Annotated in this window: 8 protein-coding genes; all 8 read left to right on the top strand. The window is 71.3% G+C overall.

Annotated features, from left to right (window positions below; all coding sequences use genetic code 11):
- Positions 1-217 precede the first annotated feature (217 nt).
- Entirely contained in the window at positions 218-1,306 is a 1,089-nt protein-coding gene (gene cobT / locus IF11_RS0118705; RefSeq protein WP_030352775.1) for a nicotinate-nucleotide--dimethylbenzimidazole phosphoribosyltransferase, read from the top strand.
- A 75-nt stretch (positions 1,307-1,381) separates the two neighbouring features.
- Entirely contained in the window at positions 1,382-3,160 is a 1,779-nt protein-coding gene (locus IF11_RS0118700; protein ID WP_030352774.1) for a phosphatidylglycerol lysyltransferase domain-containing protein, read from the top strand.
- A gap of 23 nt (positions 3,161-3,183) precedes the next feature.
- Positions 3,184-3,999 carry an adenosylcobinamide-GDP ribazoletransferase gene (locus IF11_RS0118695; protein WP_244888238.1) on the top strand — a complete coding sequence of 272 codons (816 nt, stop codon included), beginning with the start codon at positions 3,184-3,186 and terminating at the stop codon, positions 3,997-3,999.
- 212 nt (positions 4,000-4,211) lie between these two features.
- A complete protein-coding gene (locus IF11_RS0118690) occupies positions 4,212-5,741 on the top strand; it encodes a leucyl aminopeptidase (RefSeq protein WP_030352772.1) in 1,530 nt (509 codons plus the stop codon).
- Positions 5,742-5,977: 236 nt separating this feature from the next.
- A complete protein-coding gene (lpdA, locus tag IF11_RS0118685) occupies positions 5,978-7,366 on the top strand; it encodes a dihydrolipoyl dehydrogenase (RefSeq protein WP_030352771.1) in 1,389 nt (462 codons plus the stop codon).
- 96 nt (positions 7,367-7,462) lie between these two features.
- Entirely contained in the window at positions 7,463-9,256 is a 1,794-nt protein-coding gene (sucB, locus tag IF11_RS0118680) for a 2-oxoglutarate dehydrogenase, E2 component, dihydrolipoamide succinyltransferase (protein WP_030352770.1), read from the top strand.
- Positions 9,257-9,387: 131 nt separating this feature from the next.
- Positions 9,388-10,011 carry a GntR family transcriptional regulator gene (locus tag IF11_RS0118675; protein ID WP_030352769.1) on the top strand — a complete coding sequence of 208 codons (624 nt, stop codon included), beginning with the start codon at positions 9,388-9,390 and terminating at the stop codon, positions 10,009-10,011.
- 215 nt (positions 10,012-10,226) lie between these two features.
- Positions 10,227-12,899 carry a pyruvate dehydrogenase (acetyl-transferring), homodimeric type gene (aceE, locus tag IF11_RS0118670; RefSeq protein WP_030352768.1) on the top strand — a complete coding sequence of 891 codons (2,673 nt, stop codon included), beginning with the start codon at positions 10,227-10,229 and terminating at the stop codon, positions 12,897-12,899.
- The last annotated feature ends 63 nt before the right edge of the window (positions 12,900-12,962 follow it).

Genomic DNA, 12,962 nt, shown 5'->3' with positions numbered 1-12,962 from the left:
CGTGTCCGGACGTAAAGCGTCGCAGCTCGCGCGAAGCGCGGTGAGGAAAGCAGTCCGGACACGGACCTCCGGAGGCCCCGGCCCCCGGCACCAGCGACGCACCCGCACACGAAAACCGGCCCGGACACCCGCCCCACGCACACGCACCCGCACCCGCACCCGGAAACCGGCCCCAGGCCAAAGACGACCGCTCCCCGCCGGACGGTACTGTCAGCGAATGAGCTCGCTTAATCTCGATGACTTCTCCGATCTGATCGAGCGCCCCGACAGCGGTACGCGGCGGGACGCCGAGGAGCGGCGGGAGCGGCTGGTCGTGCCGAGTGGGGCGCTGGGGCGCCTGGATGAGCTCGGTGAGTGGCTCTCCGCCGCGCAGGGGTCCGTACCCGTCAAGGCCGTCCGGCAGCCCCGCGTCGTGCTGTTCGCGGGTGATCACGGCGTCGCCGCGCTCGACGTCTCGGGGCGGCCCGCCGGCAGCGCGCACGTGCTGGTGCGCGCGGTGCTGGAGGGCGAGAGCCCCGTCGCCGTGCTGGCCCGGCTCGCGGAGGTGCCGGTGCGGATCGTGGACGCCGGGCTCGACTGCGATCCCGCGCTGCTGCCCGACGAGGTCGTACGGCACCGGGTGCGGCGGGGCAGCGGCCGGATCGATATTGAGGACGCGCTGACCGTCGAGGAGGCCGAGCGGGCCGTACGGCTCGGGATGGCGATCGCGGACGAGGAGGCGGACTCGGGCACGGATCTCGTCGTGCTGGGCGATCTGAGCGTCGGCGGTACGACACCCGCGGCCACGTTGATCGCCGCGCTGTGCGGTACGGACGCGTCCGTGGTGACCGGGCGCGGTGGCGCCGGGATCGATGATCTGGCGTGGATGCGCAAGTGCGCGGCGGTCCGGGACGCGCTGCGCCGGGCGCGGCCGGTGCTCGGGGATCAGCTGGAGCTGCTGGCGACGGTCGGGGGCGCGGATCTGGCCGCGACGACCGGGTTCCTGTTGCAGAGCGCGGTACGGCGGATGCCGGTGATCCTGGACGGTGTGGTCTCGGCGGCCTGCGCGCTGGTCGGGCAGCGGGCGGCGTTCCGCGCCCCCGACTGGTGGCTGGCGGGCCAGTTGAGCGGGGAGCCCGCGCAGGCGAAGGCGCTGGACAGGATGGCGCTCAACCCGCTGCTGGACCAGGGCGTCACCGTAGGGGAAGGATCCGGGGCGCTGCTCGCGCTGCCGCTCGTCCGGGCCGCTGCCGCACTCGCGGCGGAGCTGCCGGAGCGGGCCGCGGCGGAGCCGGCGGAGGACGCCGCGGAGTACGTCACCGGGTGAGGCATCGGTGCGGTCGCTACCACGGGCGGCCGTATCAGTCGGCATGAAGCACGATGCCCCATATGATCGTGTTTTATGGGAGAAGTCCGCATGGCTGTCTATCCATTGGGCCGGGCGACCGGGGCGAGCCGGGCCACCGAACGTTCGCGGCGCGGCGCGGCGTTCGCGGTCTGGTATCTGCGCGCCGTCACCTTCGTCAATTTCCTGAGCGCCGTGTGGGTCTCGCTCGGACAGGATCTGCGCCGGCACAACGTCGACAATTACTTCACCCCGTATCTGCTCACCGCGGGCTTCGCGTCCGGTGTCTTCACGCTCTTCCTGGCGATCACCATGCGCCGCCGCAAGCGGGCCGCCTGGATTCTCAATCTCGTGCTCGCCGGGTCCTTCCTGCTGCTGTTCGCGTTCGTGATGGTCTTTCCGGAGATCAGGCGGTATCCGCAGAACTGGGTCTCGCTGGGGCTGACCGGCGCCTTCGTCGGCGCACTGCTGCTGGGGCGGCGGGAGTTCTACGCGAAGGGCGACCGCTCCAACCCGAAGCTGGCGGCGGCCGTGGCGGTCGGCGGGCTGCTGGCCGCCTCGCTGCTGGCGGCGCTGCTCGTCACCGTCACCAACACCGCCGGGGGGACCTCGTCCTTCAGCGAGCGCTGGCGGTACGGCACGGCGCGGCTCGTCTCGCTGATGGCCGACGACTCCCGTTTCCCCGGGATCGCGACGCCCGGCTGGGTCAATGTCACCATCAACGTGCTGTCCACGCTGCTGCTGCTCGCCGTGCTGTACGCGGCGTTCCGCTCGCGCCGCGCCGTCGATCCGATCACCGAGGACGACGAGGCGAGGCTGCGGGTGCTCCTGGACAAGTTCGGGGAGCGCGATTCGCTCGGCTACTTCGCGCTGCGCCGTGAGAAGAGCGTGATGTGGTCGCCGACCGGCAAGGCCGCCATCACGTATCGCGTGGTGGGCGGGGTGTCGCTGGCCTCCGGCGATCCGATCGGTGATCCGGAGGCATGGCCCGGGGCGATCGAACCCTGGCTGGCCGAGGCGCGGGAGCACGGCTGGCTGCCGGCGGTGATGGGCGCGAGCGAGGAGGCCGGCACGATCTACGCCCGGCATGGTCTGGACGCGCTGGAACTGGGTGACGAGGCGCTGGTCGAGACCGCCGACTTCACCCTGGAGGGGCGGGCCATGCGGACCGTGCGCCAGGCGTACAACCGGGTCGCGCGGGCCGGCTACCGGGTCACGGTCAGACGCCACGAGGACATCCCGGCCGACGAGATGGCCGAGCTGCTGCGCCGCGCGGACGACTGGCGCGACGGCGCGACCGAGCGCGGCTTCTCGATGGCGCTCGGCCGGCTGGGCGACCCGGGCGACGGCCGGTGCGTGATGCTCGAATGCCATGACGGGAACGGCGAGCTGAGGGCGGTGCTCAGCTTTGTGCCCTGGGGGCCCAAGGGACTCTCGCTCGATCTGATGCGCCGTGACCGGGACAGCGAGAACGGACTGATGGAGTTCATGGTCATCGAACTCCTCCGGCGTGCGGGGGAGATCGGGATCACACAGGTCTCGCTGAACTTCGCGATGTTCCGGTCGGTCTTCGAGCGGGGAGCGAAGCTGGGCGCGGGGCCCGTGCTCCGGCTGTGGCGCTCGCTGCTCAGCTTCTTCTCGCGCTGGTGGCAGATCGAGTCGCTGTACCGCGCCAACGCCAAGTACCGGCCCATCTGGGAGCCGCGTTTCATGCTCTTCGAGAAGAGCGCCGATCTGCTGCGCATCGGTATCGCGGCGGGCCGCGCCGAAGGCTTCCTGGAGGCGCCGGGGCTGCCGGGGTGGCTGCACCGCAGAAGGCTGGCGACGCGTCGCTGACCGTCGGGGGCTAGTCTCGCGCGATGACCCCCATGGACGGCGAACGCGTGGACGCCGCACGCGCCCCGGTGGCCGACGGCATACGGTTCGCCTTCGGCACCCTCACCGTGCTCCCGGTCCGGCTGACACGCTGGGACCGCGGCGCGGCCCGTACCGGAATGCTGAGCGCGCCGGCCGCCGGGCTGGTCGTGGGGGCGGCCGCGGCGGGCGCCGGCGCGCTACTGCTGCTCGCGGGCGCGCCCCCGCTGCTCGCGGCGGTGGCGGCGGTGGCCGTACCCGCCGTCCTCACCCGCGCTCTCCATCTTGACGGTCTCGCCGACACCGCGGACGGCCTCGGCAGCGGCAGGCCCGCCGAGGACGCGCTGCGGATCATGAAGCGGTCGGACATCGGCCCGTTCGGGGTGGTCACGCTGGTGCTGGTGCTGCTGGGGCAGGTCGCGGCGGTGGCCGGGCTGTACGCGGGGAGCGCGGCGCGCGGCGCGGTGGCGGTGGTCGTCGCCGGGGTGACGGCGCGGCTCGCGCTCACCCTGGCCTGCCGTACGGGCGTGCCGCCGGCCCGGCCCGACGGTCTGGGCGCGGCGGTGGCTGGGGCGGTGCCGGTACGGTCCGCCGCGGTCGCCGCGCTGCTCGTCATGGCGGCCTGCGCGGCGGCGGGCGCGCTGTTCGGTCCCTACGGCGCCGTACAGCACGCGCTGGCGGCCGTGGCCGGGCTGATCGCGGCCCAACTGCTGCTGCGGCACTGCGTACGGCGCTTCGGCGGGGTCACCGGCGATGTCTTCGGCGCCCTCGCGGAGACGGCCGCGACCGTGGCGCTGGTCGCGCTGACGCTGGGCTCGTGACGCCCGCGGTCCTGGACGCGTTCCGGCCCGTCGCAAAGGTGGGAAAGCCGCCCACAGCCGAAGGAACCGCCGCCCCCGTGAGCGACGGATATCACTGAGCGTAGGCTCGTTCCCGCCGTGCCCAGGGCCTGTCGCCCGCTTACGATGCGGCGGGCACGGTCGGCCCACCCCTCGACCGCCAACGAACCTAACGAAAGCGAGATTTCACCACCGTGACTGCTCTCACTCTCAGCACTGCCGGGGCGGCGACGCTGCGCGCCGACGCGATTGTCGTCGGTGTCGCGAAGGGCGCCAAGGGGCCGGTCGTGGCGCCGGGCGCCGAGGCCGTGGACAAGGCGTTCGACGGAAAGCTCGCCTCCGTCCTGGAGACCCTCGGCGCCTCGGGTGCCGAGGGTGAGGTGACCAAGCTGCCCGTGCTGTCGGGCCTGAAGGCGCCGGTCCTCCTCGCGGTCGGGCTCGGCCCCGTCCCGGAGAAGGACGCGACGTACGGCGCCGAGCCGCTGCGCCGTGCCGCCGGGGTCGCCGCGCGCGCTCTGTCCGGCGTGAAGAAGGCCGCGTTCGCGCTGCCCGTCGAGGCGTCCGAGGACGTCGAGGCCATCGCCGAGGGCGCGCTGCTCGGCGCGTACGCCTTCACCGCGTACCAGGGCGGCGAGAAGAACGCCAAGAAGGGCGACGGCCCGAAGCAGCCGCTCGGCGAGGTCGCCCTGCTGGGCGCCAAGCCGCGCGACAAGGCGCACAAGGCCGCGGCCGAGCGTGCGATCGCGCTGACCGAAGAGGTCAACCGCGCCCGCGATCTGGTGAACACCCCGCCGAACGACCTCACCCCCGAGTCCTTCGCCGCCGTGGCCACCGCCGCCGGCAAGGAGAACGGCATCAAGGTGCAGGTCCTCGACGAGAAGGCGCTCGCCAAGGGCGGCTACGGCGGCATCCTCGGGGTCGGCCAGGGTTCGGCCAACCCGCCGCGGCTGGTGAAGCTCGCCTACACGCACCCCGACGCGGAGAAGACCCTCGCGCTCGTCGGCAAGGGCATCACGTACGACTCGGGCGGCATCTCGCTGAAGCCGGCCGGTCACAACGAGACCATGAAGTGCGACATGAGCGGCGCCGCCGCCGTGTTCGCCGCCGTCGTCACGGCCGCCCGGCTCGGTCTCGCCGTCAACGTCACCGGCTGGCTCGCCCTCGCGGAGAACATGCCGTCCGGCACCGCCACCCGCCCGGGTGACGTGCTGCGCATGTACAGCGGCAAGACCGTCGAGGTCCTCAACACCGACGCCGAGGGCCGGCTCGTGCTGGCCGACGCGCTGACCCGGGCCTCCGAGGAGAGCCCGGACGCGATCGTCGACGTGGCGACGCTGACCGGCGCGATGGTGCTGGCGCTGGGCAACCGGACGTTCGGGATCATGGCGAACGACGAGGCGTTCCGTACCTCGATCCACGAGATCGCTGAGGAGGCGGGCGAGGCGTCCTGGCCGATGCCGCTCCCCGCGGACCTGCGCAAGGGCATGGACTCCCCCACCGCCGACATCGCGAACATGGGCGAGCGCATGGGCGGCGGCCTGGTCGCCGGGCTCTTCCTGAAGGAGTTCGTCGGCGAGGGCATCACCTGGGCCCACCTGGACATCGCGGGCCCGGCGTTCCACGAGGGGGCACCGTACGGCTACACGCCCAAGGGCGGTACGGGCGCCTCGATCCGTACGCTCGTGAAGCTGGCGGAGCGCACCGCCGCGGGCGACCTGGGCTGAGTCACGGTCCACGCGCGGAGGCCGGCGGACCGGGGCTCCGGAGGCGGGCGGGGGCGGCAGAACTATGTCGCCCGTCTCACCTCCGGGGCCCCGCGTCCCGTCTTGCTTCGACAAGTGCGAAGATGGGTTCTCGGCAGGACAGGGCCCCCACCACAGGGCCGAAGACATAGCGGCCGAAGACCAGCCGCCGCCCGGTCACCGGACCGCGCCCGGCGCACATGCATGGAGGACGTGACGTGGCGAACGACGCCAGCACCGTTTTCGACCTAGTGATCCTCGGCGGCGGTAGCGGCGGTTACGCCGCGGCGCTGCGCGGAGCGCAGCTGGGCCTGGACGTCGCACTGATCGAGAAGAACAAGCTGGGCGGCACCTGCCTGCACAACGGCTGCATCCCCACGAAGGCTCTGCTGCACGCCGGCGAGATCGCCGACCAGGCGCGCGAGAGCGAGCAGTTCGGTATCAAGACCACCTTCGACGGTGTCGACATCGCGGGTGTACACAAGTACAAGGACGAGGTCGTCTCGGGCCTGTACAAGGGCCTTCAGGGTCTGGTCGCCTCCCGCAAGGTGACCTACATCGAGGGCGCGGGCCGGCTCTCCTCCCCCACCTCCGTCGATGTGAACGGGCAGCGCGTCCAGGGCCGTCATGTCCTCCTCGCGACCGGTTCCGTACCGAAGTCGCTGCCGGGTCTGGTGATCGACGGCGACCGCATCATCTCCTCGGACCACGCGCTGACGCTGGACCGCGTCCCGAAGTCCGCGATCATCCTGGGCGGCGGCGTCATCGGCGTCGAGTTCGCCTCCGCGTGGAAGTCCTTCGGCACGGACGTCACGGTCGTCGAGGGCCTCAAGCACCTCGTCCCGGTCGAGGACGAGAACAGCTCCAAGCTGCTGGAGCGCGCCTTCCGCAAGCGCGGCATCAAGTTCAACCTCGGTACGTTCTTCGAGAAGGCCGAGTACACCCCGGACGGTGTCCGGGTGACGCTGGCCGACGGCAAGACCTTCGAGGCGGAGATACTGCTCGTCGCGATCGGCCGCGGTCCGGTCTCCGAGGGTCTCGGCTACGAGGAGCAGGGCGTCGCGACCGACCGCGGCTATGTCGTCGTCGACGAGTACATGCGCACGAACGTGGAGACCATCTCGGCGGTCGGCGACCTCGTCCCGACCCTCCAGCTCGCGCATGTCGGCTTCGCCGAGGGCATCCTGGTGGCCGAGCGGCTGGCCGGTCTGAAGACCGTTCCGATCGACTACGACGGCGTGCCGCGGGTGACGTACTGCCACCCCGAGGTCGCCTCCGTCGGTATCACCGAGGCCAAGGCCAAGGAGATCTACGGCGCGGACAAGGTCGTCGCTCTCAAGTACAACCTCGCGGGCAACGGAAAGAGCAAGATCCTCAAGACCGCGGGCGAGATCAAGCTCGTCCAGGTCAAGGACGGCGCCGTGGTCGGCGTCCACATGGTCGGTGACCGTATGGGCGAGCAGGTCGGCGAAGCTCAGCTGATCTACAACTGGGAGGCCCTGCCGGCCGAGGTCGCGCAGCTCATCCACGCGCACCCGACCCAGAACGAGGCTCTCGGCGAGGCCCACCTCGCCCTGGCCGGCAAGCCCCTCCACTCCCACGACTGATGCTTCAGTCCGGGCGCGACGACCACCACCGCACCTCCCCTCGCTCGGCGCTGCGCGCCAGCTGGGGAGACCCCACCGTTAGGAGCAACTGAAACCATGGCGGTTTCCGTAACCCTGCCGGCGCTCGGCGAGAGCGTCACCGAGGGCACTGTCACCCGCTGGCTGAAGGCCGAGGGCGAGCGCGTCGAGGCCGACGAGCCTTTGCTTGAGGTCTCCACCGACAAGGTCGACACCGAGATCCCGGCTCCGGCCGGCGGTGTGCTGGCCTCCATCAAGGTGGCCGAGGACGAGACCGTGGAGGTCGGCGCCGAGCTGGCCATCATCGACGACGGTACGGGCGGCCTCGCGGCGGCCCAGCCGACGGAGACTGTCCCCGCTCCGCCCGCCGAGCCCGCCCCGGCCCCGGTGGCCGAGGCTCCCGCGGTCCCCGCTCCGGCTCCGGCCGCCGCGCCCGCGCCCGCCGCCGCCCCGGCCGGTGGCGCCTCCGGCACCGACGTCACGCTGCCCGCCCTGGGCGAGTCGGTCACCGAGGGCACCGTCACCCGCTGGCTGAAGGAGGTCGGCGAGGAGGTCGCGGAGGACGAGCCGCTGCTTGAGGTCTCCACCGACAAGGTCGACACCGAGATCCCCGCCCCGGTCGCCGGTGTGCTGCTGGAGATCGTGGTCGGCGAGGACGAGACCGCCGAGGTCGGCGCCAAGCTCGCCGTGATCGGTGCTCCGGGGGCTGCCCCGGCCGCCGCTCCGGCTCCGGCCGCTCCGGCGCCGGCACCGGTCCAGGAGGCTCCGGCCCCCGCGCCGGCCCCCGCCCCCGTCGCTCCTCCGGCTCCGGCCGCTGTCCCGGCTCCGGTGCCCGCGCCGGTCCAGGCCGCCCCCGCGGCTCCGGCTCCGGCCGCCCCGGCACCCGTGGCCCCGGCCCCGGTCACCCCGGCGCCCGCCACGACCACCGGCGACGACGGCGCGTATGTCACCCCGCTGGTGCGCAAGCTCGCCGCCGAGAACGGTGTCGACCTGGGCGCGGTCAAGGGCACCGGCGTCGGTGGCCGTATCCGCAAGCAGGACGTCATCGCCGCCGCGGAGGCCGCCAAGGCCGCCGCACTGGCTGCCGCGAAGGCCCCGGCCGCCGCTCCCGCCGCCGCGTCGAAGGCGCCCACGCTGGAGGTATCCCCGCTGCGTGGTCAGACCGTCAAGATGCCCCGCATGCGCAAGGTCATCGGCGACAACCTGTGGAAGGCGCTGCACACGCAGGCCCAGCTGACCTCCGTGGTCGAGGTGGACATCACCAAGCTGATGCGCCTGCGCGCCCAGGCCAAGGACGCGTTCGCGGCCCGCGAGGGCGTCAAGCTCTCCCCGATGCCGTTCTTCGTCAAGGCGGCGGCCCAGGCGCTGAAGGCCCACCCGGTCATCAACGCCCGGATCAACGAGGACGAGGGCACGATCACGTACTTCGACTCGGAGAACATCGGCATCGCCGTGGACTCCGAGAAGGGTCTGATGACCCCGGTCATCAAGGGTGCGGGCGATCTGAACATCGCCGGTATCTCCAAGAAGACCGCGGAGCTGGCGGCGGCGGTCCGGGCGAGCAAGATCACCCCGGACGACCTGGCCGGCGCGACCTTCACCGTCAGCAACACCGGTTCGCGCGGTGCGCTGTTCGACACGATCATCGTGCCGCCGAGCCAGGTCGCCATCCTGGGCATCGGCGCCACCGTCCGGCGTCCCGTGGTCATCAACCACCCGGACCTCGGCGAGACGATCGCGGTGCGCGACATGACCTACGTCGCGCTCTCCTACGACCACCGGCTGGTGGACGGCGCCGACGCCGCCCGCTACCTGACGGCGGTCAAGGCGATTCTGGAAGCCGGCGAGTTCGAGGTCGAGCTCGGCCTGTAGGCCCGAGGCACATCCAAAAACACGTACGGCAACGGCGCCCCCGCCCGGATCTTTCTCCGGGCGGGGGCGCCGCCGTATGGTGCACGCCGCCGTATCGTTCATCCATCGACCGCTGCCCCCAGGAGCGCTTCATGACCCCGCCCGTCATCCACTCGCTGCGCGAACAGATCCGCGAGCACATCGTGGAGGGGATCGTCAGCGGCCGCTGGAAGCCGGGTGAGCGGATCGTGGAGCGGCGCATCGCGACCGAGCTGCGGGTCAGCCAGACCCCCGTACGCGAGGCGCTGCGCGAGCTGGAGAGTCTGCGGCTGATCGAGTCGGCGCCCAACAAGGGCGTACGGGTGCGCAATCTGACCGCGGCCGATCTGGAGGAGAGCTACCCGGTACGGGCGGGGCTTGAGCAGATCGCCGCGGAGCTGGCCGCCGAGCGCCTCGCGCGGGACTGCTCGGCGCTGGAGCCGCACGTACTGGCGCTGTACGAGGCGGACCGAAGAGCCGACGGGACCGCGCAGGTGCGGCACACCGTGGCCTTCCACCGGGAGCTGGTGCGGGCCGCCGGTAACAGTGTGTTGCTGCACACCTGGGAGGGGCTGGGCATCGAGGTCTTCACCGCGCTGTCGATCCGCTGGCTGGGGACGGTGCAGAAGTCGTACGCCGAGGAGCACGAGGAGCTGGTCGAGGCGTTCCGCAGAAGGGATCCGGGCATTGGCGCACTGGTGAAGGACCATGTGCTCGGATGTGCGCCGCGCGCCTGATACGCCCCTTCTGCCATGACTTACTCTCCGTCACTCGGTGCCCCCTTCTATGGCACGGAATGCCAATTCCTCCAGATCGAGAAGTTTTGCCCTTCAACCCTTTGATCGATCATCGATCAGCGACTTACAGTCTTAGACGGACTGCACCCAGTCCTCCGCCCTGTCCTGCCAGACAAGGCTTTCTCCACCCCCCTCCTGTCCGGAAGGCGGCGACCATGCCCGACCCCGTAGGCAAACTTCCGAGCGAGCTTGACCAGCTCCCGGACCGTGATGCCGAGGAGACCGCCGAGTGGGCGGCCTCGCTCGATGCCGTGACCGAGCACGCCGGCCCGCACCGCGCCGCGTATCTGATGCGGCGCACCCTCCAGCACGCGGGAACGGCCGGGGTCCCGGTGCCCGCCCTGCTGGAGACCGATTATGTGAACACCATCCCCACCGCCTCCGAGCCCGCCTTCGACGGCGACGAGGCGATGGAGTCCCGGATCACCGCCTGGAACCGCTGGAACGCGGCGGCCATGGTCACCCGCGGCGCCCGCTTCGGCGTCGGCGGCCATATCGCCACCTTCGCGTCCGCGGCCTGGCTGTACGAGACCGGCTTCAACCACTTCTTCCGCGGCAAGGAGGGGGACGGCTCCGGCGACCAGCTCTACATCCAGGGCCACGCCTCCCCCGGCATATACGCCCGCGCCTTCCTCGACGGCCGGCTGACCGAGGAGCACCTGGACAACTTCCGCCAGGAGGCGGGCGGCCAGGGCCTGCCCTCGTACCCGCATCCGCGCCGGCTGCCCTGGCTGTGGGAGTTCCCCACCGTCTCGATGGGCCTCGGCCCGCTCTCCGCGATCTACCAGGCGCGTTTCAACCGCTATCTGACCAACCGCGGTATCAAGGACACCTCCGCCTCGCACGTCTGGGCGTTCCTCGGCGACGGCGAGATGGACGAGCCCGAGTCGACGGCGGCCCTGGCGCTCGCGTCCCGTGAGCAGCTGGACAATCTGACCTTCGTCATCAACTGCAACCTCCAGCGGCTCGACGGCCCCGTCCGCGCCAACTTCAAGATCGTGCAGGAGCTGGAGGCCCAGTTCCGCGGCGCCGGCTGGAATGTCATCAAGTCGCTGTGGGGCTCGGCCTGGGACGAGCTGTTCGCCCTGGACACCACGGGCGCGCTGGTACGCCGGCTGCGCCAGGTGCCGGACGCGCAGTTCCAGACGTACGCGACCCGCGATGTGGCGTACATCCGCGAGCACTTCTTCGGCGTGGACCCGGCCCTCATCGCGCTCTCGAAGCTGCTGCCCGACGCGAAGATCGCCGAGTGCTTCTACACCTCGCGCGGTGGCCACGAGGCCCGGAAGGTGTACGCGGCCTACCGCGCCGCCCTGGCGCACAAGGGCGCTCCGACCGTGATCCTGGCGCAGACCGTGAAGGGCTACACGCTCGGCGCCGGCTTCGAGTCGCGCAACGCCAACCACCAGATGAAGAAGCTCTCGGGCGACCAGTTCCGCGCCATGCGCGACCTGCTCGACCTACCCATCCCGGACGCGAAGCTGGACGACAGCCTCGTACCGTACGGCCACCCCGGCGCCGACTCCCCCGAGGTGCGCTACCTCCAGGAGCGCCGCGCGGAGCTGGGCGGCCCCGCCCCGGCCCGCCGGGTGCACACCGTGGCCCTTCCCGAGCCGTCCGAGAAGCCGTTCCAGGCGGTCTACAAGGGCTCGGGCAAGCAGTCGGTGGCGACCACCATGGCGTTCGTCCGGCTGATGAAGGACCTGATGCGGGACAAGGAGACCGGCAAACGCTGGGTCCCGATCGTCCCGGACGAGGCCCGCACCTTCGGTATGGAGGCGCTGTTCCCGTCGGCCGGCATCTACTCGCCGCTGGGCCAGACGTACGACCCGGTCGACCGCGACCAGATCATGTACTACAAGGAAGCCAAGGACGGCCAGATCCTCAACGAGGGGATCACCGAGGCCGGTTCGATGGCGGACTTCATCGCCGCTGCGACGTCGTACGCGACGCACGGCGAGACGATGATCCCGTTCTACATCTTCTACTCGATGTTCGGCTGGCAGCGCACGGGCGACCAGATGTGGCAGCTCGCCGACCAGTTGGGCAAGGGCTTCATCGTCGGCGCCACGGCGGGCCGTACGACCCTGACCGGCGAGGGCCTCCAGCACGCCGACGGCCACTCGCATCTGATCGCGTCCACCAACCCGGCCGCGCTCAACTACGACCCGGCGTTCGCGTACGAGATCGCCGTGATCGTCAAGGAGGGCCTGCGGCGGATGTACGGCCCCGAGGCCGAGAACGTCTTCTACTACCTGACGGTCTACAACGAGCCGATGCCGCAGCCCGCGATGCCGGAAGGCGTCGAGGAGGGCATCCTCAAGGGCCTGTACCGCTTCAAGGAGGGCACCCCGGCCGCGGCCGACGCCCCCCGTACCCAGCTGCTGGCGTCCGGTACGGCGATCCACTGGGCCCTGGAGGCACAGGAACTGCTCGCCGCCGACTGGGGCGTCACCGCCGATGTCTGGTCCGCCACGTCCTGGGGCGAGCTGCGCCGGGACGCGATGGAGGCCGACGAGGCCCTGCTGCTGCACGGCGAGGAGCGGGTGCCGTATGTGACGCGCGCGCTGTCCGGCGCGCCGGGTCCGGTCCTCGCGGTCAGCGACTGGATGCGTCAGGTCCCCGACCAGATCAGCCAGTGGGTCGAGCAGGACTACACCTCGCTCGGTACGGACGGCTTCGGGCTCTCCGACACCCGCGAGGCGGCCCGCCGCCACTTCGGTGTGGACGCCCGGTCGATCGTGGTCGCGGCGCTGGCGCAGCTGGCCCGCCGGGGCGAGGTCAAGCCGGAGCGGGTCGTGGAGGCCCGCGAGCGCTACGGGCTCTGAAGTCCGGTCACGCCCTGGGAGCCCCTGTCACTTTGTGGCGGGGGCTCCCTGCATCATGGATCC

The organism is Streptomyces scopuliridis RB72 (assembly GCF_000718095.1).
Lineage (GTDB): Bacteria > Actinomycetota > Actinomycetes > Streptomycetales > Streptomycetaceae > Streptomyces > Streptomyces scopuliridis.
This window is presented reverse-complemented; position numbering and strand designations above follow the sequence as displayed.

What these genes read in the sequence shown, in the direction of transcription:
- IF11_RS0118675 (WP_030352769.1), top strand. Translation starts at nt 9,388, where the DNA reads ATGACCCCGCCCGTCATCCACTCGCTGCGCGAACAGATCCGCGAGCAC.
- IF11_RS0118700 (WP_030352774.1), top strand. Translation starts at nt 1,382, where the DNA reads ATGGGAGAAGTCCGCATGGCTGTCTATCCATTGGGCCGGGCGACCGGG.
- IF11_RS0118695 (WP_244888238.1), top strand. Translation starts at nt 3,184, where the DNA reads ATGACCCCCATGGACGGCGAACGCGTGGACGCCGCACGCGCCCCGGTG.
- aceE (WP_030352768.1), top strand. Translation starts at nt 10,227, where the DNA reads ATGCCCGACCCCGTAGGCAAACTTCCGAGCGAGCTTGACCAGCTCCCG.
- cobT (WP_030352775.1), top strand. Translation starts at nt 218, where the DNA reads ATGAGCTCGCTTAATCTCGATGACTTCTCCGATCTGATCGAGCGCCCC.
- sucB (WP_030352770.1), top strand. Translation starts at nt 7,463, where the DNA reads ATGGCGGTTTCCGTAACCCTGCCGGCGCTCGGCGAGAGCGTCACCGAG.